15 protein-coding genes are annotated in these 23,104 nt (G+C 73.9%); 6 read left to right on the top strand and 9 right to left on the bottom strand.

Translation table 11 applies throughout. The features are described from left to right. Positions 1-112: 112 nt before the first annotated feature. Both WMF29_RS23640 and WMF29_RS23635 read right to left on the bottom strand, forming a co-directional pair. Positions 113-1,411, bottom strand: a complete 1,299-nt coding sequence (locus WMF29_RS23640; protein WP_437331002.1) for a hypothetical protein — start codon at positions 1,409-1,411, stop codon at positions 113-115. A 378-nt stretch (positions 1,412-1,789) separates the two neighbouring features. Further along, positions 1,790-2,089 (bottom strand): DUF433 domain-containing protein, encoded by a 300-nt coding sequence (locus tag WMF29_RS23635; RefSeq protein ID WP_437331001.1) that lies wholly within the window; start codon positions 2,087-2,089, stop codon positions 1,790-1,792. A gap of 334 nt (positions 2,090-2,423) precedes the next feature. Between WMF29_RS23635 and zwf the strand changes: the two genes are divergently transcribed. Genes zwf through pgl form a run of 3 tightly spaced genes read left to right on the top strand, consistent with a single transcriptional unit; the run spans position 2,424 to position 5,835 of the window. Next, a complete protein-coding gene (zwf, locus tag WMF29_RS23630) occupies positions 2,424-4,016 on the top strand; it encodes a glucose-6-phosphate dehydrogenase (protein ID WP_437331000.1) in 1,593 nt (530 codons plus the stop codon). Further along, a complete protein-coding gene (locus WMF29_RS23625; RefSeq protein ID WP_437330999.1) occupies positions 4,013-5,086 on the top strand; it encodes a glucose-6-phosphate dehydrogenase assembly protein OpcA in 1,074 nt (357 codons plus the stop codon). The genes zwf and WMF29_RS23625 overlap by 4 nt, the downstream gene beginning before the upstream one ends. Before the next feature lie 23 nt (positions 5,087-5,109). Further along, complete coding sequence (pgl, locus tag WMF29_RS23620; protein WP_437330998.1) at positions 5,110-5,835, top strand: 6-phosphogluconolactonase; 726 nt, start codon at positions 5,110-5,112, stop codon at positions 5,833-5,835. A 129-nt stretch (positions 5,836-5,964) separates the two neighbouring features. Here the strand turns inward: pgl and thrS are convergent, their stop codons facing one another. Then, on the bottom strand, positions 5,965-8,232 hold the full coding sequence (gene thrS, locus WMF29_RS23615; protein WP_437330997.1) for a threonine--tRNA ligase: 2,268 nt from the start codon (positions 8,230-8,232) through the stop codon (positions 5,965-5,967). A 388-nt stretch (positions 8,233-8,620) separates the two neighbouring features. Further along, a complete protein-coding gene (locus WMF29_RS23610) occupies positions 8,621-9,712 on the bottom strand; it encodes a glucokinase (protein ID WP_437330996.1) in 1,092 nt (363 codons plus the stop codon). A gap of 156 nt (positions 9,713-9,868) precedes the next feature. Between WMF29_RS23610 and WMF29_RS23605 the strand changes: the two genes are divergently transcribed. From WMF29_RS23605 to WMF29_RS23595, 3 genes are read left to right on the top strand one after another with little or no spacing between them, the layout of a single operon-like run. Continuing rightward, positions 9,869-11,908: a mechanosensitive ion channel family protein gene (locus WMF29_RS23605; RefSeq protein ID WP_437330995.1), complete on the top strand. Its 2,040-nt coding sequence runs from the start codon at positions 9,869-9,871 to the stop codon at positions 11,906-11,908. Next, positions 11,905-13,242: a cation:proton antiporter gene (locus WMF29_RS23600; RefSeq protein ID WP_437330994.1), complete on the top strand. Its 1,338-nt coding sequence runs from the start codon at positions 11,905-11,907 to the stop codon at positions 13,240-13,242. Before WMF29_RS23605 ends, WMF29_RS23600 begins: the two co-directional genes overlap by 4 nt. Beyond that, positions 13,239-14,720: a cation:proton antiporter gene (locus tag WMF29_RS23595; RefSeq protein WP_437330993.1), complete on the top strand. Its 1,482-nt coding sequence runs from the start codon at positions 13,239-13,241 to the stop codon at positions 14,718-14,720. The genes WMF29_RS23600 and WMF29_RS23595 overlap by 4 nt, the downstream gene beginning before the upstream one ends. A 12-nt stretch (positions 14,721-14,732) precedes the next feature. Here WMF29_RS23595 and WMF29_RS23590 read toward each other — a convergent pair whose 3' ends face one another. The 5 genes from WMF29_RS23590 to WMF29_RS23570 form a co-directional block, all read right to left on the bottom strand. Next, positions 14,733-15,404, bottom strand: coding sequence for a hypothetical protein (locus WMF29_RS23590; protein WP_437330992.1), 672 nt, complete (start codon positions 15,402-15,404; stop codon positions 14,733-14,735). Between the two features lie 441 nt (positions 15,405-15,845). Further along, complete coding sequence (mltG, locus tag WMF29_RS23585) at positions 15,846-17,114, bottom strand: endolytic transglycosylase MltG (protein ID WP_437330991.1); 1,269 nt, start codon at positions 17,112-17,114, stop codon at positions 15,846-15,848. A 106-nt stretch (positions 17,115-17,220) separates the two neighbouring features. Continuing rightward, entirely contained in the window at positions 17,221-18,789 is a 1,569-nt protein-coding gene (locus WMF29_RS23580) for a vWA domain-containing protein (RefSeq protein ID WP_437330990.1), read from the bottom strand. A 45-nt stretch (positions 18,790-18,834) separates the two neighbouring features. After that, the gene (locus WMF29_RS23575; RefSeq protein WP_437330989.1) at positions 18,835-21,417 is read right to left on the bottom strand and encodes an NAD(P)-binding domain-containing protein; all 2,583 of its coding nucleotides are present in this window, start codon (positions 21,415-21,417) and stop codon (positions 18,835-18,837) included. Next, on the bottom strand, positions 21,401-23,101 hold the full coding sequence (locus WMF29_RS23570) for a DUF4215 domain-containing protein (RefSeq protein ID WP_437330988.1): 1,701 nt from the start codon (positions 23,099-23,101) through the stop codon (positions 21,401-21,403). The genes WMF29_RS23575 and WMF29_RS23570 overlap by 17 nt, the downstream gene beginning before the upstream one ends. Positions 23,102-23,104: the final 3 nt, after the last annotated feature.

Raw genomic sequence — 23,104 nt, 5'->3', positions numbered from 1 at the left:
GAGCCCGCACCCAAACCTGCGCCGCGGGCCTGGATTCGGCGCCTGAAATGACGACGGCGGCGACCCCCAGGAGGGGACCGCCGCCGCGTCCGCGCTCAGGCCGCGCCGGGGATCAGGTCCCGCCGCTGGCCGAACCGCTCGCCGAGCCGCTGACGCTCGCGCTCGCCTTGATGTTGATGTCGATCGAGGCCGACGCGCTGGCCGACGCGTCGACCGCGGCCGCGACGCAGGCGACCGCCTTGCCGCCGGCCTTGAGCGCCACGTCCTTCACCTCGACGCCGGCCTTGCCGACGCCGGACACCGCCGCCGCCAGCTTCTTGCCGGAGCCGAGCTGCACCTTGGCGATCGCCGGGAGCGACGTCCGGAGCGCGGCGACGAGCTTCTGCGCGTCGGCGTTCACCTTGCCGTTCGCCACGATGCGGACGTTCGGCGCATCGCACTTCGCCTCGCCGGCGGTCTTCGCCGTGCACTGCACCTGGCAGCTCGGGTCGACGCTCGGGGGCTTGAACTCGCCCGAGCACTTCGGCTCCTTGATCTCGGCGCTGCAGCCGCCGGAGCACGAGCCGGAGCACTTCGCCGCGGCCTTGACCTCGCAGGAGCCGGAGCAGGTGCCCTCGCAGGTGCCCGAGCAAGACCCCTCGGCCTTGGCGTCGCACTTGCCCTCGCAGGTGCCGGCGCACGCCGCGCCCTTCGAGTCCTTGCCGTCGCACTTGCCGTCGCACTTGCCGCCGCAGGTGCCCTTGAAGCCGACCTCGCACTTGCCCGAGCAGCTCGCGCTGCAGGTGCCGGTGCACGCCGCGCCGGCCTCGACGCTGCACTTGCCCTTGCACTCGGCGTCGCACTTGCCGCTGATCTCGCCGCCCTCACAGCTCGCCTCGAGCTTGCCGGGCTGCACCGGCGAGCCGCACTCGCCGAGGCACTTCTGCATGGCGGTGATGTCGGCGTAGCACTTCGGGGGGTCGATCTGGACGGTGATCTTCGCGTCGGCGTTCGCCTTCACGGCGGCGCTGACCTTCGCGGAGACCGCGCCGCAGACCTTCTCGGCGCCCTTGCCGCCGCTCGGGTCGGCCTTGAGCTCCGCGTCGCTCATGCCGAGGTCCTTGCCGAGCTTGCCGCAGGAGGCGATGAGATCCGCCTCCATGCTGGCGGTGAGCTTGTCGAGCGACGCAGCCGCGTCGAGGAAGCCCTTGATCTTGCCCTCGACCTCGGCGCCGCCGTCGAACTTCAGGTTCGCGATGCCGCCGTTCTTCAGCTCGTCGCAGCCGCTCGCGGCCGACGCCAGGTCACCGGCCGGGCCGGGCAGGCTGTCCGCGCCGGGGAACCCCTTGCCGCCGCAGTTCACGAGGAGAGGCGAGGCCAGGCCGAGAAGGGCCACGGGCATCGCGAACAACTTCCATCGATTGACGCTCATCTCAGAATCCCTCCGGCACCTCGATCGGTACCCCATGGAGCGCGGACCCTACACCAGCAGCCGCGACCTTGAAAGCTGGGACAGCCGCGATCCTGCGCGACGGTCACTCGCAATGCAGAGCAGCCCCGCACCGCGGGCTCCAGCAACTGACGGCCCTCATTGCCCCAAGTCAGGATGGCTGTAAAGAATCAAGCTGAGCTCATCGCGCGGGGATGGCGGTCTACACCGCAGGTGGCGCGAGGCGTTCCACATATATATATCGCGAGGCGTTTCACATGGAGCGCACGGCATTTCGCCCGTGACGCCTCACGCGCGGCGCGCGCGCCGTCCCTCGCCCGCCGCGCCGTCCCTCGCCCGCCGCGCCCTCTCGGGCGTCGCTTACTCCTCGTCCTCGTCGAAGGGGAGGTTCAGCTGGGCGAGGGGGCGTGCGCCGACCGTGGGCCCGCCCTGCTTCTTGAAGAGCAGCTGCTCGCGCGCGATGTCGGCCTCGATGAGGTCCTGGTTGTCGTACGCGAACGCGAGCGCGTCGAGCACGCGCGCGGGCCCGAGGTTCGGGTAGCGCTTGAGCAGCGTCTCCACCGACGCGCCGCCGCGGTGCCACGCCCAGAGCCGCCGGACCGGGACGCGCGACCCGAGGACGTGGGGGCTCCCGGCGAGCACCTGGCTATCGCATCGCACGTGAGGGTGGGGGACGCGGATTCGCGGGAGCACCGGCGCGGCCATCGCGCGGAGGAGCCTAGTACCGGTCGCGATCGGATGGAAGGGCGCCGCGAGCCGGCGGGCACGCTCGGCGCGGCGCCGGGCTGCGCGGGCGCGCGGGCGCGGCGCTCCGCCCGCACGCCCGCGCGCGGTCGTCCCCGCGTGGCGCGACCTCCGGCATCTTCATCGCATCGTCCTCGCATCTTCATCGCATCGTTCCGCCCGCGCCCGCGGGCGCGATCCGGACTACCCTACGCCGCGGAGGCGCGCGAGCATCGTGCCCGTCGCCGTCACCGACCGGAGCTCACCCACCATGACCCAAGCCGAGAAGAACCCGCTTCGCGAAGGGATGCCCGAGGAGCGCACCGCCTCGCCGGCCGCGCTCGTGATCTTTGGCGCCTCGGGCGACCTGACCCGGCGCAAGCTGCTGCCCGCGGTCTACAACCTGACGCTCAGCCGGCTCCTCACGGGCGGCTTCGCCGTCGTCGGCGTGGCGCGGCGCCCGAAGCCGGATTTCGCGAAGGAGATGCGCGAGGCCGTCGGGAAGCACTCGCGGCGCCCGCTCGAGGAGGCCACCTGGAGCGAGCTCGAGAAGGGCATCAGCTACGTCCAGGGGTCGTTCGACGAGGCCGAGACGTACACCCGGCTCGCCGCGGAGCTCGAGCGGCTCGACGCCGAGCGCGGCACCCGCAAGAACCGGGTCTTCTACCTGGCCGTCGCGCCCGACCAGTTCGCGCCCATCGTGCGCGGCCTGCGCGCGGCGAACCTCGTCGCGCCGCCGTCGCACGAGAAGGACGCGCCGTTCCAGCACGTCGTCGTCGAGAAGCCGTTCGGCGAGGACCTGGAGAGCGCCCGCGCCCTCAACCGCGACCTGCTCGCCCACCTCGCGGAGTCGCAGATCTACCGGATCGACCACTACCTCGGGAAGGAGACCGTCCAGAACCTCCTCGTCCTGCGGTTCGGCAACACGATCTTCGAGCCGCTCTGGTCGCGCCAGCACGTCGATCACGTGCAGATCACCGTGGCCGAGGAGATCGGCGTCGAGGGCCGCGGCAAGTTCTACGAGAAGGTCGGCATCACGCGGGACATCGTGCAGAACCACGCGCTCCAGCTGCTCACGCTGGTCGCGATGGAGCCGCCGTCGTCGTGGGACGCGGACGCGGTGCGCGACGAGAAGGTGAAGGTGCTCCGCACGCTCCGGCCGATCGCGGGCCCGGACGCGCTGTCGTCGACGGTGCGCGGGCAGTACGGGCCCGGCATGGTGCGCGGCGAGAAGGTGCCCGGCTACACGGAGGAGCCCGACGTCGCGAAGGACTCGACGACGGAGACCTACGTCGCGATGAAGCTCCACCTGGACAGCTGGCGCTGGGGCGGGGTGCCGTTCTACCTGCGCGCCGGCAAGCGGCTGGCGAAGCGGGTGGCCGAGGTGGTGCTGCACTTCAAGCCGCTCCCGCACGGCCTGTTCAAGGGCGCCCCCGGCGCGACCGAGGAGCCGAACTCGCTCGTGATGCGCCTCCAGCCCGACGAGGGCATCTCGCTCCGGTTCGCGGCGAAGATCCCGGGCGGCGGCATCGCGATCCGCGGCGTCACGATGGATTTCCGGTACGGCGCCGCGTTCGGCTCCAGCACGCCCGAGGCGTACGAGCGGCTCCTGCTCGACGCGCTGCGCGGCGACGCCACGCTGTTCACGCGCGCCGACGAGGTCGAGGCGCAGTGGGGCTTCGTCGATCCGATCTTCGAGGGGTGGCGGACCCAGAGCGCGCCGATCGCGCGCTACGCCGCGGGCAGCTGGGGCCCGACGGAGGCCGATGCCCTCGTCGAGCCGTCGTCTTCTGGCGATGCGCGCGCGGTGTGCGGTGCGGGCGACGGGGGGAAGGCCCCGGAGCGGGCGTGGAGGCGGCCGTGAGCGCGGGCCGCGTCGCCGAGGTCATCAAGCGGGTCGAGTCCGAGCTCGCCGAGTTCTGGTCGGCGCCCGACGAGTCGTGGGCGGAGCCGGCGCCGAAGACGCGCGCGTCGACCCTCAATTTCGTGGCGGTGGGGAGCCGCGCCGAGGTCGAGCGCCTGAAGGAGCAAGCCGAGGACCTCGCCGAGACGCACGCGGGCCGCACCCTGCTCATCACGCTCGACGACCGGCTCGACCCGGCGAGCGTCCAGGCCGACTGGTCGGCCACGTGCCGCCGCGCGGGCGAGGTGCCGATCTGCTACGACCGCGTGGAGATCACGTTCGGGGTGGCCGCGGCCGAGCGCGTCGCTTCGGTCGTGAGCGCGCTCACGATCTCCGACGTGGCGGTGATCGTCGAGCTCGCGCCCGGCGCGCCGAACGTGCTCGGCGACGCGCTCGCGCCGATCTGCAATCGGCTGGTGTTCGACTCGGCCGAGACGTGCATCGAGCGCATCGCGGAGGTCGCGCGCGGGACGAGGGCGCCGCTCGCGGACCGGGCGTTCGTGCGGACGTTCTCGTTCCGCGAGCTCGTGGCCCGGTTCTTCGACGACATGCCGGAGGCGTGCCGGGCGATCCGGCGGGTGGAGATCGCGCGCAGCGCGGGGGCGAAGCCGGATCCGGCGGCGCTGTTCCTCGGCTGGATGGGCTCGCGGCTCGGCTGGACGTTCGAGTCGCGGGGGCCCGCGCAGCCCGGCGGCGGCGTGGTCGGCCGCGCCCGCGGCGCGGACGGGGCGCCGATCGAGATCGCGCTCGTCGACGGGCCGCCGGCGGACGCGCAGGCGTGGCGGCGGCTCGACGGCGTGCGCCTGTGGACGTCGCTGCGCGGCGAGCCGCTGACGCTCGGCTGCGTGCGGCTCGACAAGGCGCCCGGCACGGTGCGGTGGACGATGGAGGGGGCGCGGTCGGCGGAGCACCTGCACCCGCTCGGCTACCGGGACGAGACGTGGGTGCTGGCGAAGACGATCGACTCGCTGGAGGGCGATCGGCTGCTGCGCGAGGCGGTGCTCGCCGCGGCGAAGTGGAGCGCCCTTTGACGAGGGCCGACAGGAGGACCGAGATGAACGGTGGTGAGGAGACCCTCGTCGCGGCGGACGCTGCGGAGCTGGCGCGGCTCGGGGCGGAGCTCATCGCGCGCGCCATCGCGGCGGCGGTCGAGGCGCGCGGCGTCGCGCGCGTCGCGCTGTCGGGCGGGAGCACGCCGTCGGAGGCGTACCAGCGGCTCGCGGCGCTCTCGCTCCCGTGGGCCCAGACCGAGTGGTTCTGGGTGGACGAGCGCGCGGTCGCGCCCGATCACCCCCGCTCGAACTACGGCGCCGCGCGCCGGGATCTGGCGGCGGCCCCCATCCCGGAGGAGCGCTTCTTCCGCATGGAGGGCGAGTCGCCGGACCTCGCCGGGGCGGCGGCGCGGTACGAGCGGCTCCTGCGGGCGCGGTTCGGGGTCGCGTCGGCTGTCTCCTTCGACGTGATGACGCTCGGGATAGGCGACGACGCGCACACGGCCTCGCTGTTCCCTGGGACGGGGGCGGCGGGCATCGAGGACCGCCTGGTCGCCGCGATCCCGGCGCAGCCGGACAAGGGGCTGGAGCCGCGGCTCACGCTGACGGCGCCGGTGATCCAGGAGGCGCGGCTGAAGCTGCTCCTGGCCCGCGGGACGGGAAAGCGCGGGGTCGTGGCGCAGGCGAAGCGGCCCGGTCCGGCCGACGAGGTGCCGGCGCGGGTCGTGCGCGGCGGGCCCGGGCGGCTCGTCTGGCTGCTCGACGCCGCCGCGGCGCAAGCCGGGTAGCGAGCAGCGAGCGACCGAGCTGGCGCAGCGCGGCGCGTCCAGCGCGCCGCGCCGCCGGTTCGGGCGGGCAACCGAGGCCGCCGCCGCCGGGGGCCCTGGAGAGGGGCCCCACGGCGCCGCGGGGGAACGTCACGTCACGACGGGGATCGCGCACTGCTCGCGCAAGAACTCCGCGAGCGCCTCGGTCTTCATGAAGCCGCGGTCGCTCCCGTCACGGAGCCGGACCGTGGCGCCCTTCGCCTCCACCTCCTTGTCGCCGATGACCAGCATATGGGGGATCTTCTCGACCTGCGCTTCGCGGATCTTCGCGCCGAGCTTCTCCGAGCTCCGGACGAAGCTCGCCCGGATGCCGTGAGCGCGCAGCGCCTGGGTGACCTGCTCGGCGTGGTCGTTGTGCTTGTCCGACACCGTGACGACGCGCGCCTGCTCCGGTGAGAGCCACGCCGGCAGGGCGCCCGCGTGGTGCTCCAGGAGCACGCCGATGAACCGCTCGATCGAGCCGAGGAGCGCCCGGTGGAGCATGATCGGCTGCTCGAGCTCTCCCTTGGCGTTCACGAACCCGAGCGTGAAGCGCTCGGGGTTGTTGAAGTCGTACTGGAGCGTGGAGCACTGCCACCTGCGGTCGAGCGCATCGACCAGCTTGATGTCGATCTTCGGCCCGTAGAACGCGCCGCCGCCCGGGTCCACCGTGTACTCGAGGCCGAGGGCCTTTAGGGCCCCCGCGAGGGTGCTCTCGGCCTTGGCCCAGTCCTCCAGGCCGCCGACGTACTTCTCCGGCCGTGTCGAGAGGTTGATGTCGAACTGCTCGAACCCGAACGTGCGGAGCATCTTCAGGATGAAGCGGAGCACGCGGTGGATCTCCTGCTCGACCTGGTCCGCGCGGCAGAACAGGTGCGCGTCGTCCTGGGTGAACCCCCGCACGCGCATCAGGCCGTGCATGACGCCCGCGGCCTCGTACCGGTACACGGTCCCGAGCTCCGCGAGGCGCATCGGGAACTCGCGGTAGCTCCGCGTCCGGCTCTTGACCATGAGGATGTGAAACGGGCAATTCATCGGCTTGCAGCAGTAGTCGTGCCCGTCGACCGACATGGGGGAGAACATCCCCTCTCGGTAGAAGTCCCAGTGGCCCGACGTCTTCCACAGGTCCGCCTTGGCGATGTGCGGCGAGTAGACGATGTCGTAGCCCTCCTCGAGGTGCATCTTGCGCCACTGGTCCTCGATGATGGTGCGCAGGAGCCCGCCCTTCGGGAGCCACATGACGAGGCCGGCCCCGATCTCCTCGACGAAGTGCGGCTCGAAGTGCACCTCGACGTCGGCGTCCTTCCGGGCGCTCACCGCGGCCCTGAAGGTGCTCTTCGACTCCGACGCCGCCGCGCCGCGGAGCCGGACGTGCAGGCGCGGGCGCGCCTCTTCGTTGCTGCCGCCCGCGCCGTCCGCCGACGCCTTCGGCGCCTCGCCGAACTTCACCGTTCGCCGGATGGTCCGCCCGGGGAACGCCGAGGCCGCCGCGCCGAGGGCGTGCTCCACGAGCGCGCGGTCGAGGGGCGCCTCCGCGTCCACGCCGACGTAGAGGTCGATCTCGTCCTTCTCGGAGTACGCGTGGGTGTCGTAGCGCTCGGAGACGAGGTAGAGTTCGAGATCGCGCCCGAGCGTCCTGTGGTCGCGCTTCTTCGCCTCCTCCAGGCGGCGCACATACTTGTCGAGGTCGTCCTTGTTGGGGAAGGCCACGCCGCGCACGCGCTGGAGCGACTGCTTCGTGGCGTCGGCGCGCCAGTAGGCCGCCGAGGACGACGTGATCTTGAGCCCCTTGATGAACCCCGCGTGGGGCAGGTGCGGGCCGCGGCAGAAATCCACGAACTCGCCGCAGCGGTAGATCGACACGCTGTCCTCGGGGATCCAGGACAGGATCTCCGTCTTGTATTCGTTCTTCTGCCCGAGCCCCTCGAAGACGCCCAGCGCGTCCTTCTTGGGGACGACTTGCCACTCGAACTTGATCTTCTGCTCGATGAGCTTCTTCACCTCGGCCTCGATCTGCTCGAGGTCGGAAGGAGTGAAGGTCCGACCGGCAACATCGAAGTCGTAATAGAACTCGTCACCATGGTTCTTCGGACCCATCGTGACCTTGGCGCCCGGGAACAGCCGCAGCACGGCCGTCGCCAGGAGGTGCTCGGCCGAGTGGTTGATCGTGTCCCTGCCCTCGGGCGTATCGGCCTTCAGCAACTCCAGCTTCGCGCCGTCCCGGAGGGGCACGCGGAGGTCCTGGATCACCCCGTCGACGCGCGCGACGACGACGGCCTCGGCGAGCCTCGGCGAGATGGCCCGGGCGGCGTCGAACGCCGTGTTGCCATCCTGGAGCGCGAGGGCCTTCCCATCAGGTAGAATGACCGAAGTTGCCATGACGTGACCTTTCTTTCCTTTTCCCCGACTGTACGAGCGTCAGGTGGAGCGGTCTTAAAGCACCGTGGCTCCAACGTGTCAACGCCGCGAGGCCGCGCGCGGCCGCTCGATCTACGCGTGAGGCTACGCGTGAGGCTACCCGTGAGGCTACGCGTGAGGTTACGCGTGAGGCTACCCGTGAGGCTACGCGTGAGGCCGAGCGCGAGGAGCTCGTCCGCTCCTGTTCGGAGCGCGCCCGGCGCGAGGCGGCGCCGGGCGATATGGCCTCTCGGTGCCTCGGGGCGAACTCGCGCTCATCCGCCTTGGACCGACGGCGCCGATTCGACAGGAGGCATGGAGTCGCGCGCGCGACTCCATGCCTCCGTCATGGGCGCGAGGACACGGGGCGTCAGGACCGCCGGGACGCCGCGCGGGCCCGGGGCCGCTCCGCGGCCGAGAGCCCTCTGGCGAAGGCGAGCGCGCCCCGCACGCCGACCAGGGGATCGGTGACCACCGCGACGGGCACCCCCTCGAGGAGCGGCGTGAGGCGCCCCTTCTTCAGGAAGGACTTCATGAAGAGCTCGCGCCTCTGGGTGACGAGGCTCCTCGCGATGTTCCCGAGGACGAAGACCCCGCCGAGCGCGAGCTCGCGCAGGGCGAGGTTGCCGGCCTCGGCGCCGTAGATCTCGACGAACAGGTCGACCGCGCGCGCGGCGGGCCGGAACGCGCGGGCGAGACCGAGCTCGGCGATCGCCGCGTTGCGGTCGCCCTCGGCGAGGCGGCGCTCGATCGCGCGCGGCACGCGGGCGGCGCGGGCGAAGAAGTCGAAGAGGGCGCCGAGCCCGTCGCCGGAGAGGACCCGCTCGTAGCTCACGTGGTCCGGGTGGCGCTCGGCGAGGAAGCGCCACAGCTCGGCCTCGACCGCGGAGCGCGGGGCAAAGTCGGCGTGACCTCCCTCGGTCGGGAGCGTGACGTGCCGGGCGCCGTCCCAGAGGAGCCGGGCCTCGCCGAGCCCCGTGCCGGCGGCGATGACGGCCACGTTGTTCCCCTTCGGCCGCGGCCTGCGCTCCGTGAGCGGCTCGATGGACGCGCGGGCGACGTGCAGGCAGCCCGTGGCGCCGACGACGAGGTCGTTCGCCAGGAGCACGCGCGCGATCTTGAGCCGGCGCGACAGCTCGCGCTCCGCGAGGCGCCAGGGCAGGTTCGTGACGGTGGCGACCTGGTCCTTGATGGGGCCCGCGATGCCGAGCACGGCGACGGCGGGGTGGGGAGCGTCGCTGCGCACGAGGAACGGGAGGGCGATCTCCTCGAAGCTCGCGTGCTCGCGGCTGCGGAAGACGGCCTCGGAGAGGGGCCGGCCGCCGGAGGCGCTGTAGAGCGCGAGCCGGGTGTTGGTGCCTCCGATGTCGCCGACGAGCAGCGACGGGGCCACCGATCTCTTGGTCGTTGCCACGCCGGCGCCCTGCCAGCGCCCTGCCTCGGCGGCAAGGCGATCCATCATCGAGCCAGCGCGGAGGGATCGAGGTTTCCGGGCGGGCTCGAGCGCGCGTGACCACCGCGAGGCGATCGCGCGTCGCCTGTCGCGGGCTGGCGGCCGAGGCCGTCTCGCGTCCTGCGCCGCTTGACCGGCGGCCTGTCTCCGGCCGAGAGTGCCAGCGTGCAGCGGTTGTTCCCCGCGCTCCTGGTCGCGCTTGCCGGCCTCATCGCTCCCGCCGGCGCTGCGTTCGCCGGGCCGGCGCAGGCCGCGTCCGCGCCCTCGCGGGTCGCGCCCGCAGCGTCGCAAGCCGCGCCCGCGGCGTCGCAAGCCGCGCCCGCGGCGTCGCAAGCCGCGCCCGCGGCGTCGCAGGCCGCGCCCGCGCCGTCGCAAGCCGCGTCCGCGCCGTCGCAGGTGGCCCCCGCGCCCTCGCAGGCCAGGCCCGCGCCCTCGCAGGCTTGGTCCGCGCCGTCGCAGGTGGCCCCCGCGCCCTCGCAGCACGCGCCCCCGCAGGCCGCGTTCGAGCCCACGCAGCTCGCGCCCGCGCCGGCTTCCGTGCAGCCGCCGCTCGTCCAGGTCGTGCCATCGCCCGAGCCGGCCACGCCCGCGTCCGCGGAGGTCGTGCTGGCGCCCGCCCCGGTCGCGCGGCCTCCCGCGCCGCCGCCTGCGCCGGTCGCGCCGGCGTCCGCGTCGGTCGGGCCGCCGGCCCCGGCCGCTGACCAGGGCGAGCCGGTGGCTCCCGAGCCCCAGCCTTCGCCTCCCGTGGTCGAGCAGCCCGAGGCGCGCGTCGAGCTGCTCGGCAGGACGGTCTTCGCCCTCCGCGTGCACCGGGGCAGCCTCTCTCCCCCGGAGCGCGCCCGCGAGGCGGCGCGCGTGCTGGAGCGCGCCGCCCAGGAGAAGGCGGTCCCCGAGGTCCGCGTCGACGAGCAGGACGGCGTGGCGGTCGTCTACGTCGGCGACCGCCCGCTCGTCCACCTCGGCCCCGAGGACGCGGCGGCGGCGGGCCACACCACGGTCGCGGCCCACGCCGCCGCGGTCGCCGGCACGGTGCGCGACGTCCTCGCCAAGGAGCAGAGCCGGAGCCGCCTCGCGACGAGCGTCTTCTCGTTCTCGCTGCTCGTCTTCTCCGGGCTGATCGCGCTGCTCCTGCTCCGCAAGGTCGGCGAGCTCGTCGAGCGAGGGCACGCCTGGGTCGCCGAGCACCCGGAGCGGCTCCCGGCGCTCCACGTCCGCGGCATCGAGATGCTCCGGCCCGCCGCGTCGCAGGGCGCGCTCTCGGTCGCGCTCGGCGCCGCCGGCGTGCTCGTCCGGCTGGGCATCGCCTACATCTGGATCCTCTTCGCCCTCTCCCTGTTCGCCTCCACGCGCGGCACCAGCGAGAAGCTGACAGGCCTCGTGCTCGCGCCCATGTCGGAGCTCATGGGGCGCATCGCGCGGAGCGTCCCGGTGCTCGTGCTCGCGATCCTCGCGACGCTCGCGGTCGTCGTCCTCATCCGCTTCGTGGGGCTGTTCTTCGGGAGCGTGAGCCGGGGCGAGACGTCGCTCGGGTGGCTTCCGTCCGATCTCGCGGTCGCCACCGGCGTCCTTGTCCGCTTCGGCATCCTCGTCGCCGCGCTGCTCCTCGCGGCCCCGCTCATCACCGGCACCGACGAGGGGGCGCTCACGCGGATCGGCTTCGTCGTGCTCGCGGCGGCCGGGCTCGCCAGCGCCCCGCTCATCGCGTCGGCGGCCGTGGGCCTTTCGGTCATCTACGGGCGGCGCCTGCGCGTCGGCGACATCGCCGACGTGGGCGGCCGCGCCGGGCGGGTCCGCGAGCTGACGCTGATCGAGGCGCGCCTCGAGGACGAGGACGGCTGCGTCGTTCGCGTGCCGCACCTGCTCAGCCTGTTCCACCCGACGCGCATCCGCGGCCGCCCTCCGGTCGTGGCCGTCGAGATCAGCGTCGACCCCGCCGCCGATCTCGAGCGGGTGCGCGAGCTGCTCCTGAAGACGGGCTCGGGCCTCGGCAGCCGGGCCCGCGCCGCGCTCGTCGCGATCGACGAGGGGGGCGCTCATTTCCGGGCCACGATGGCCTGCGACGGCGACGACGTGCGCAGCCGCTGGCTCATCGCGGTGGCGCAGGCCCTCGTCGCCGCGGAGATCCAGCTCGGGCGCGCGCCGGCGTCCTCCGGCGGCGCGCGGCGCGCCGCGCCCGCGCCGGTCGACCGGGGCGCCGCCTCGTGAACGCCGTCTGGCTCCTGATGGGGCTCCTCGTGCTGTCGTACCTCGGCAGCTCGCTCGTCAGCGGCCGCGTGCTCCGGGGCATCGGCCTCCCTTCCGGCGCCGAGTACGTCGTGCTCGGCTTCGTGCTGGGACCCTCGGCGCTCGGGCTGCTCGAGCCCTCGTCGCTCGCCGCGTTCGAGCCCGTGGCGGGCGTCGCGCTCGGCTGGCTCGCGCTGGTCGTCGGCCTCGACTTCGGCTTCGTCGGCAGCCGCCGCGTGCGGCCGTCCCGCATGGCGCTCTGCGTGCTCATGAGCCTCCTGACCGGCGGCGCGGTGGCCGCCGCGGTCTGGTTCGCGGCGGCGTACGGCGCTCCCTCGCTCGAGCGCGGCGACCGCGCGCTGCTCGCGGCGGGCGTGGGCGCCGTCTCCGCCGAGACGACGCGGCACGCGGTGCTGTGGGTCGCGCAGCGCTACAGCGCGAGCGGCAAGCTCTCGGATCTCATCGCCGACATCGCCGACTGCGACGATCTCGGCCCGCTGCTCATGATGGGCGGCGCGTTCGCGCTCGTCCCGCAGGCGACGGCCCAGTGGCCGATCCCGTTCTGGGGGTGGACGGTCGTGACGGCGCTCATCGGCGTGGTGCTCGGGCTCATCGCGGTGGTGCTCCTCGGGAGCGATTTCCGCCTGATCCAGAGCTGGGGCGTGCTGCTCGGCACCTCGCTGCTGACGATGGGCACGAGCGCCCGGGTCGGCCTGTCGCCGCTCTTCGCGGCGTTCGCGATGGGCGTGACGATCGCCGCCATCTCGCGGCACCGCGACGAGATCGTCGCCATGGTCGCGCCGACCGAGCGGCCGGTCATCCTGCCGGCGCTCCTGCTCGCGGGCGCGCACGTGAACCCGAAGGCGGCGCCGTTCCTGCCCTGGATCGTGGCGATCGCGCTCGGGGCGAGGCTCGTGGGCAAGCTCGCGACGGGGCTCGTCTTCCGCGTCGTGTCGCCCGACGCGCGCGAGACGTCGCCGTGGCTCGGCCTCGGGCTGCTCTCGTCCGGCGCGGTGGCGATGAGCGTCGGGCTCGCCTTCGCGCTGCGCTTCCCGGGCCCGGTCGGGCACACCGTCCTCTTCGCCGCGGCGGCCGCGGCCGTGTTCGGCGAGCTCGTCGGGCCGCAGGCGCTGCGCGCCACGCTCCGCAAGGCCGGCGAGCTCGCCGCGCCCGAGCGGGAGTCGCTCTTCTTCGGCCGCGGCCTGGGCCGCGCCGGGCGCGACGCCGCGCCGGGCGAGGGAGGCGAGAGGGGCGCCCCGCCGTCGCCCGCGGCGCAGCGTGGGGGAGGGATGAGGAATGAAGAGGTGTCACCGTGAGCGCCGCAGCACTCCCTGAGGTCGAGCCAGCCGCGCCGGCCGGCCCGGTCACGCCCGCCGGCCCGGCTGCGCCGGCCGATCCGGCCGCGCCCGCCGAGCAGCACGGCGCGCCCTCCGCGCGCCACCACGGGTCGGCCCCCAAGGGGCCGCTGAACCACCTCACGCACGCGGTCGCGCTCGTGATCCTGTTCGGGCTGCTCTACGCCACGACGCGCGCGGTCCCTCACGAACACGGGCCTGCAGGGGCCGTCGCTTCGATCGGCTTCCTCCTGCTCGCGGGCACGCTCGCGAGCGAGCTCGTCGAGCCGCTCCGCCTGCCGCACATCTCGGGCTACATCCTCGCGGGCATCGTCGCCGGCCCGCACGTCCTGGGGCTCGTCGACCACCACGCGGTGGAGGAGATCTCGCGGGTCAACGCGCTGGCGCTGGCGCTCATCGCGCTCGCGGGCGGCGCCGAGCTGCGGATCGACGTCGTCAAGAAGAGCCTGAAGAGCATCCTCTTGCACAACGTCGTCCAGACGGCGCTCGTCTTCGTGGCGATGACGGGCGTCTTCTACGCGGCGCGCTCGCTGGTGCCGTTCGCGGCCGAGCTCTCGACCACGGCGGCGTTCGGCGTGGCCGTCCTGTGGGGCGTCATCGCGGTGACCCGCAGCCCCTCGGCCGTGCTCGGGATCCTCTCCCAGACGCGCGCGACCGGCCCCGTCGCGATGCACACGCTCGCGTTCGTGATGACGTCGGACATCATCGTCATCGTCGTGACGGCGGTCGCGCTCTCCACGGTGCGGCCGCTCCTCGAGCCGGGCACGACGATGTCGATGCACGAGATGGAGCTGCTCGGCCGCGAGATCCTGGGGAGCATCTCGATCGGCACGACGCTCGGCCTCGCGCTCGCGGCCTACATGCGGCTGATCGGCCGCCAGCTCATCCTGGTGTTCGTGGCGCTCGGCTTCGGCGCGACGGAGGTGCTGCGGTACCTCCGCTTCGACGCGCTGCTCGTCTTCGTGGTGGCCGGCTTCGTCGTGGCGAACCTGTCGAAGCAGGGCGAGAAGCTGGTGCACGCGGTCGAGGACGCGGCGAGCGTGGTGTTCGTGCTGTTCTTCGCGACGGCCGGCGCGCACCTCGACCTGCCGCTCCTGCGGCAGATGTGGCCCGTCGCGCTGCTCTTCGGCGCGTCGCGCGCCCTGGTGACGTGGGTCGCGAACCGCATCGGCAACCGGCTGGCGGACGATCCGCCGCTCTTGAGGAAGTGGTCGTGGTGCGGGCTGGTCTCGCAGGCCGGGCTGACGCTCGGGATCAGCCTGACCATCGAGCGCGCGTTCCCGAGCCTCGGCGCCGGCTTCCGCGCGCTCGTCGTCGGGTGCGTGGCGCTGAACGAGGTGTTCGGCCCGATCCTCTTCAAGTACGCGCTCGACCGCGCCGGCGAGACGGCGGTCGAGGCCTCGCGCGGGTCGCTGCCGAACCTCGGGCGCCACGGGTGAGCCGCGGCCCTGTCACGGGGTGAACCGGAGCGAGTAGCTCACCACGGTGGGGCCTTTCCTCGGCTTGAGGAAGTCGATCCGCTCGAAGACGTCGACCACGCATTGCGTGAACGCCTTGCCCTTGAGCGCCGTCCGGGGCTTGCGCACCTCGGCCTTGCCGCCGTCCCTCTCGATCCGGAGATCGATGCCGAAGTCGCCTCCCTTGGTCGGGTCCTCGGCGAGCGCGAAGCAGCGGCGGAACTCGTCGAAGTGGGGCGCGACCGAGCGCTTGATCGGCTCCTTGGTGAAGTCGTCGTGCGGGCCGCCGCCGATGTGCATGCCGATGTTGGCGACCTTGACCTTCGGGAGCGGCCCGGCGTCGGCCGGCGCCGCCGGATCGGGCGCGGCGCCGGCGGCAGGCGTGGCGCTGGCGGCAGGCGTGGCGCTGGCGGCGGGCGTGGCGCTGGCGGCGGGCGTGGCGCTGCCATCGGCGGGGGCAGCGCTGGCGGCGGGCGCAGCGCTGGCGGTGGGAGCAGCGCTCGAGGCCGAAGCGGCGGGGTCGGGGGGAGTTGACGGAGCGGCGGTCGCGGAGGCGGCCTGCGTCACTTCGGCCGGGGGCGCGGTGCGGGGCGAGCAGCCGGCGACAGCGGCAGAGAAGGCGAGGGGAGCGCAGAGCGCGAGGAGGAACGGAGCGGGACGGCGCATGATGGCGCGCGAATCTACACCGCGGCGCGCGCAGATCCAGGAAGCGGGGCGCGGCGCGAGCGCGGCCGAGGCAACGCGAGGAACGACGATCCGATCGCTGCGCGCGGAGAGCCGCCGTGATGCGCGCGAGGGACTCCGTTGCTTGAGGGAAGGGGTCCGGAGCCGGCCCGAAGGCTTCCGGCGCGCTCCGAAAGCTTCCGACGCGCTCCGAAAGCTTCCGACGCGGGGCGGGATGCGGAATTTGCCGGGAAATTCGTCCCCCGGCGGGCGCCGGATGGCGCCGACGGTGCGGCGGGCGCCGCTAAGTCCGCGAAATCTCGTGCTCCGGAACGCGCGGGAAGGCTTCGTTACCGCGACGGAAGGTTCCAGAGCGCGTCGGAAGGTCTCCGACGCGCGCCGGAAGCCGTAGTTTGTGTGCTGGATTGCGTCCGTGTGCCGCGCCTACGGCGCCGTCGCGTCCCTGCGCTTCTGCACGGCGTCGTTGTGGTCGTCCAGGCTCTCGCTGAACCGATGGCGGCCGCCGCCCGCGGCCACGAAATAGAGGTACTTCGTCGCCGCGGGCGCCAGCACGGCGGCGATCGACGGCGCCCCAGGGTTGGCGATCGGCCCGGGCGGCAGCCCCGGGTGCGCGTAGGTGCTGTAGCGGTTCTTCGGATCCCGCACCACGGCGGGCGTGGGCTTGCCGCTCCACTCTGCGCACGACGGCGCCTCCTCGGGCCAGGCGACGCAGCCGTAGAGCGCCGTCGCGTCGGACTGCAGCTTCCGAGAGCGGAAGCTCGGATCGAGGAGCCGGTTCAGGAACACGCTCGCGATGAGCGGCCGCTCCTCCTCGACGACCGCCTCCTTCTCGATGATGGAGGCCAGCGTGAGCACCTCGCGGCGACCCCAGCCGAGCGTCGCCTGGAGCGCCGCCAGCCCGTCCTTCCCCTGCGCCGCGAGCGCGCTCCACCGCCGGTCGGACTCGGCGACGAGGCGCCGCGCCACGTCGCGCGCGTCGGAGTCCAGCGCGAGCTCGTACGTCGCCGGGAAGAGGTACCCCTCCGCGCTCTCCGCGCCCACGGCGCCGCCGCGCTCGATGCCGAGCGCGTCGAGGAGCGCGCCGTCGGCGGTGGCCGCGAGGAACGTCTTCCTGCCGGCGATGCGCAGCTTCTCCAGCCGGGCGGCGATGTCGAAGCGGCTGAAGCCCTCGGGGATCGTGAGCTTCGCCGTGGGGCGCCCCTCCGCGCGCGCGAGCAGCTGCCGGAGCTCCCGCGGCGTCGCGCCCTCGAAGAGCAGGTGAGGGCCCGGCACGAACGCCTCGGTGCCGCCCGTCGCGCCGAGGTAGAGCGCCATGGCGCGCTCGCTCTCGACGAGCCCCTCGGCCGCGAGGAGCGCGGCCGCCTCGCCCGCGTCGAGCCCGTCCGGCCAGTTGATCTCCACGACGCGCCCTCGGTCCGGCGCCCTCGCGCGCCCGAAGCCGAACACCAGCGCGAGGAGCGCGGCGCACGCCGCCGCGACCACGCCCGCGAGCCCGAGGAGCAGCGCGCGCCCGCGCCCGGCCCGGGGCTGGGCAGGGCGCCGCGACGCCGGCGAGCGCTGCCCCGCGCCCCGCGCGCGCCGCGCGGGGGTCGCCTTGCGCGTGGACGACGGGTCGCGCGGCGGCGAGCCTTGCGCGCCGTCGCCACCCGTCCGGCGGTTTCCCGGCCGACTCGCCCTAGGTCGAACGCCCACCGCCGGCAGTCAAAACCCGAAAGCCCGACGCGTGTCAACGCCCCGCGTCGCCGCGGGGCAGGGGCCGGAGCGCGCCATCCGCGCCGTCCTCGCCGAGCGCCGCGCGTCAGCGCGCCAGATCGAAGGCCTCCGCCTCGTTGCGGCGGACGGCGCTCTTGCCCTGGCGGGACTGCGCCGGGGCGGGTCGCGGCGCCGCTGCCGCCGGGGCCTGCGCGAAGCCGCCCGGCTCCGCGGCGGCGGCCGGCGGCGGCGTGGCGAACGTCGGCGGCGTGGCGAAGTCCGTGCCCGCCCGCTCCAGCGCGGCGAGCTGGCCCTCGAAATCGGACGCCACGTCCTTCGCGCGGTTCGCCGGGGCGCTGGCCTTCGCCTTGTCGGCCGCCTTCTTGAGCGACTCCTGCTGCGCGCCGAGCTTGCTGCGCGCCTCGTCGAGCCGCCCCTGCTCGAACAGGAAGTTGGCCTGCTTCAGCGCCGCCGCCGTCTCGCTGCGCTGCACGCGACCCGCGACGAGCGCGTCGAGCTCGCTCGCGTCGGCGTCGCGGTCCGCGATCGCGACGCCGAGCCTGCCCACGCACCGGGCGTCGGTCCTGGCGACGAGGTCCCGGTAGGTGAGGCCCACGTCGGCGACGGGGGAGTCGCCGCGCGCGTCGCCGCCGAGGCCGCCGAGGCGCACCTTGAGCAGGACCGTCTTCACCTCCCCCGCCGCGAACGCGCCGAGCGGCACGATGACCTGATCGCCGGCCCGCCGGAACGAGCGATCGAAGACCCGGTCGAGCTCCACGCCGGGCGCGAGGTCGATCGCGAGCTCCGCGCCGCTCGCGACGGACGCCGTGAGCTGCTCGGCCTCCGCCTCGAAGATGCGCGCGAGCGCGGCGTCGTTCTCGACGAAGTAGTGCCGGCCGTTCGAGTCGAGCGCGATCGCCGACAGGATCTTCTCGTTGTAATCGACGTCGACCCCGATGGTCGTGATGGCGACGCCGCGATCGCGCGCCCGCTGCGCCATCGCGCGGAAGCCGGGGACGTCGCGGACCCCGTGGTTGGCGTCGCCGTCGCTGAGGACGAGCATCCGGCTCACGCCGCCGCTCGTCTGACCGAGCAGCGAGAGGCCCTCCTCGATGCCGCACGAGATGCACGTGTCGCCGCCGAGCGAGATGCCGCGCACGCTCGCGAGGATGCGGCCGCGCGTGTCGGGTCCGACGGTGGTGGGCGGCACGACCACGCTGGTCCTCGTGTCGAAGGTGACCACCGACACGACGTCGCCGTCGTTCAGGCGGCTCACGGCCGTCGTCGCCGCCTGCACGGCGTTGGTGAGGCGGGTGCCCTTCATCGATCCGGAGCGATCGATGACGAGCGAGAGGTTCGCCTGCGCCTGCGACCTCGCGGGCGCCCCGTCGCCGCGGATCTCGAACATCAGGAACGTCTCCTGCGCCGAGCGAGGCAGGCGGGCGTGACCGACGCGCCCCTCCAGCATCAGCCTCGATCCTGTGGTGAAGCGGCTTGGATCGACCGCCGCCACGGCGCCGCCCGTCACCTCGGGGATCTGGCGGGGCGGCTCGGTGATCACCTCGCGGACCGCCGTGACGGAGCTCCCGCCCCCGGACGGCGCCAGGGAGTAGACGGAGAGGCTCGTGAACATCATGCCGAGGGCGGAGAACAGGGCGACGTGGGTCGGCTTCATGGCTCCTCCAGAGAACGGCCTGGGCCCCTCGAGCTTACGACGGACTCACGGCGCGGGGACCGCGGGCGTGGTCCCTTGTACGTCGCCGAGCGCGGAACGATCTGACGGCTCCGCGGTCGGCCGGACGCCGGCGGCGCGGAGGGCGCTCCATGGCGGGATGCTCCCGATCAGGACCAGCACGGCGTCGCAGGGATGCGCCCGGGCCCCCGAGGGCGAAGCGAGGGTCGCCACGAGCGCGCCGCCCGGATCTAGGGCGAGGGCGGAGACGTCGGTCTCGAACAGGAGCGAGAGGCGGGACGCCGCTGCAAGCCGTCGCAACTCCTCGATGTTTCGCGTCTTCCCGCGGCGGAACCCGGCGCCACGGTAGATGACGGTGACGTCGGTGGCCGGCTGGCGCGACAGCGCGATCGCGGCTTCCATGGCGACATCGCCGAGGCCGACGAGCAGCACGCGGCTGCCGGCGAGGCTCCGGGCGTCGGCGAGGTGGTAGTACACCCGACCTTCCACCTCGGCGGAGAGCTCGAACGGAAGCCGGCGTGGCGAGCCGCGCTGGCCGATGGCGAGCAGCACGCGCCGCGCGTGGCGCTCGGTGCGCGGTCCGCCCTCGCGCGGCTCGGTGACGACGACGAAGCCGGCCGTGGCCTTCGCTTCGGCGGGCGCGCCTCTGCCGGCCGTCGCTTCGGCGGGTGCGCCTCTGCCGGCCGTCGCTTCGGCGGGTGCGCCTCTGCCGGCCGTCGCGTCGACGGCGGGCGCGCCGGCGCCGGCCGCGCGGGCGACCGACACCATGCGGGTGTCCTGCAGGATTGGGAGCCGCTCCTTGCGCACGATGCGGAGCCAGTGGGAGAGCAGCTCCTCCTTGGTCGACTCCTTCAGCCACAGCTTCCCGGTCATCGGCAGGTCGAGCGGCTGATCGAAGACCAGCTTGCCGCGCGGGAAGCTCTGGATGCTCTGCGCCACGCTGCCCTGCTCGATCACCTCGAACGAGAGGCCGAGCTCCTTGGCGCGGAGCGCGGCGCTGATCCCGGCGGGCCCTGCGCCCACGATGATCAGATCGAGCTCCTGACCGCTCGCGCCGCGCGGGCCGGCCTGCCGCAGGTCCTCCGCGATGCGCGTCGCGGCGTGCGCGCCCTGGTGGATGGCGTTCTTGATGAGCGGGAGCCCGGTGACGTCGCCGGCGAGGTGCAGGCCTGGCACGTCGAGGCTGCCGAGGTCGTCGCCGAGGCGCGGGCGATCGGCGATCGGCGCGCCGCCCTCGATGGTGAGCGAGCCGTTCGGGCAGCGCTGCTCGCACAGGGTGAGGCCGCAGCACGCCTCGGGGCGGGCCACGACCGCGACGTACTTCTCGACGGCGAGCACGTCGTACGGGCACGCGTCGACGCACGCGTAGCAGCCGAGGCAGGTGGTCGTGTCGATCCGGGGCAGGCGCACGCGCGCCGCGGGGCGGAGCATCGCGTCCTCGCCCCCGGCGTCGCGCGCCGCTCGCCGCGCGCGGCGAGCGCGCAGCGCGTGGCCGCCGCGGGCGCCCGTGAACGCGAGGGCGGCGGCGGCGAGGCCTGCGCCCATCCAGAGCAGGGCGGGCGCGCCGGGCGTGGCGCCGGCCTTCACGACGGGCAAGGCCGTGGCGGCGTCGCGCGCCGCGTCCCAGGCGAGGGCGCGGTCCTCTGTGTGCTGGCCGCTGCAGACGCCGGCGGGGCTGGTGTCGCCGCCTGCGCGACCGGCGTTGCGGCCGCCGGGGCTGGTGTCGCCGCCTGCGCGACCGGCGTTGCGGCCGCCGGGGCTGGTGTCGCCGCCTGCGCGACCGGTCGCGGCGTCCTCGGGGAGGGCAGGGCGGTGCTCGTCGAAGCAGGTGATCGGACGCGCGTCGCCGAGCGGCGCCTGCGCCGCGACGAGGCAGCGCGCGATGGGATCCCGCGGCGCGGCGAGGTCGTGGCACGGCGCGCAGCTCCCGGCCGTGACGATCGCGACGGTGGCCGGCTGGCCCGGGCGGAAGGCCGACCTCGGGAGCTCGACCTCGGCGCCCGGCGCGAAGCGCACCGGCGGCCTCGCTGGATCGAACACGACGCCCTGATCGCCGCGGTGGATGGGGTGGCAGGTGGCGCAGCCCAGCGCGCCGCTCGCGAGCAGCTGCCCGTGGCTCCTGCGGGTGGACCCGTGGGCGCCGTGGCACCCCACGCAGGCCTGATCGACGCGGGCGCCTGCAGCGGCTCCGCGCGAGGCCGCGGCTTCCCGCGCCGCGGCGGCCTCCTGCGGCGCGGAGGGCGCCTGCTCGGCGTGGCAGGACGCGCACGCGAGCTGCGCGCGCGCGTGGGGCAGCGAGAGCGGCCCCGGAGCCGCGTGCCCCCCCGGCGGCGGGAAGAGCAGCGCCGCCGCGCCGGTCGCGACGGCGCCCGCGAGCGTGGCCGGCAGCACGCCCCGGAAGCGGGTGACGTCGGAGGTCGCCTCGGCGCGGCGCGCGGCGCGCCCCCGCACGACCTCCCGTGGCTGGGCGGCGCGCTGGCGCGGATCGGAGAGATCGGCGCGGTAGAGCGTCCTCGTGGGATCGTGAGGGCGCGCCGCGTCGTCCGCGCCGCCGGATGGCGGCGCCGCCGACCGGCGGCCTCCGCCGGTCGGGCTAGAGGAGCGTGACATTCAATCGATAGAAGAAGGTCGCATCGGGGACGAGCGGCGCGGCGCGGAGCCTCACATAGTAAGTGCCCGCGGCGAGGTCGGTGAGCGAGGCGTAGGAGCAATAGCCGACCCCCGAATCGTCGTCGGACGCGAGCACGGTGGTCCTGTCATTGCCGAGAACCTCGATGTAGCTGTCGATCTGCCCCCTCAGGCAAGCCTCGGTATTGTTATCGCCGACGTTCACGTACAGCGTCGAGCGAGGCCCCGGCACGCTCACGGCGATCACGTCGACGTCGCCTGCCGGCGAGATCTCCGCGAGCCACGAGTCGGCGTACGCGTCGGCCTGCGCGGGGGTGCCGTTGGGCTCCGTCTCGTCGAGCTCGAAGCGGCAGCCGGCGCTGCACCCGTCGAGAGCGTCCGTGTTGCCGTCATCGCACTGCTCCCCGGCGCTGATCGTGCCATCCCCGCACACCTCGTGGACGAGCGTCACGTCGAGGCGGTACGGGAACGTCGCCGCCCCGGAGCCGAGCACGGATGAGACGCGAACATAGTAATCGCCCGCGGCGAGCGACGGCGCGACGGCGCGGGCGCAAAGGCCGTTGTCCCCGCGGTCGCGCCGCACGATCAGCCCGCCGTTCTCATCGAGGATCTCGATGACGCTGTCGATCCGGCCGGTCAGGCAGTCGGAGCTCGTGACGGCCGCGGTCTCCGCGATCAGGTCCGTCGGCCCTCTCGGCACGGTGACGCGCACGACATCGACGTCCACATCGTCATCGGTCGGGGCATGAATCGCGGCGAAGAACGGAACGGTGTAGGTGTTGGCGGTGGCGATGTTGTCGTTGGGCTCCACCTCGGTCGCCTCGAGCTGGCAGCTATCGTTGCAGCCGTCGTCCGGTTGGCCGAGGGCGTTGTCGCACTCCTCGGTCGGATCCTGGATGCTGTCCCCGCAGGCGGTCTGTCGGCTTCGCACGCCGAGCTCGAACGCCCCTGCCTGGTCCGCGTTCGCTCCGGTGACGACCACATAGAATGCCTCGCCCTCGCGGACGGGCACGGTCAGCCGGTTGTCGATGCCCGCGCCGACGCTGGGCCTGCCGCATTCGACCCGGGTCGCGGGATCGTCGCAGGCGTTGCGCAGCTCGGCGACGAGCGGCGCGTCCGTGTGCGGGGTCAGCACCACGTCGAGGAACCCGGTTGTCGTCGCGGTGAACGTGTAGGCGACGCCCGGGCTTTCCAGCGAGCAGCTGCTCTGGACGGCCGCGTGGCCGCTGGTGTCGCCGGTCGCGGCCCCGGGATCCGCGAGCGCCACAGGCGCGGCGCACATGTCTGCGCAGGCCTCGTCGCACTCCGGATCGTCGCAGTCGACGGCGCCGTCGCCGTCGTTGTCCCGCCCGTCCTGGCACACCTCGACGCCCGTGCAGCCCGAGGCGTCGGGGATGCACTCGGGGCTGCACCGGACCTCGCCAGCATCGAAGCCGAGGCTCTGGCAGGTCGTGCCCCCGAGGTCGGGTCCGTCGCACGCCTCGCCCTGCTCGGCGACGCCGTTCCCGCAGTCCCCCGGCGGGGCGCCCCCGCTGCCCCCGCCGCCGTCGCCGCCTCCAGCCGTGCCGGCCCCGCTCGAGAGCCCCGGGGGCCTCGGCCGCCCGGCCTCGTCATCGCCGCCGCACGCCGCGACCACCCCTGCCGCGCACAAGAGCGCGGCTGCCATGGT

The organism is Sorangium sp. So ce381 (assembly GCF_051473845.1).
GTDB classification, from domain to species: Bacteria; Myxococcota_A; Polyangia; order Polyangiales; family Polyangiaceae; genus Sorangium; species Sorangium atrum.
This window is presented reverse-complemented; position numbering and strand designations above follow the sequence as displayed.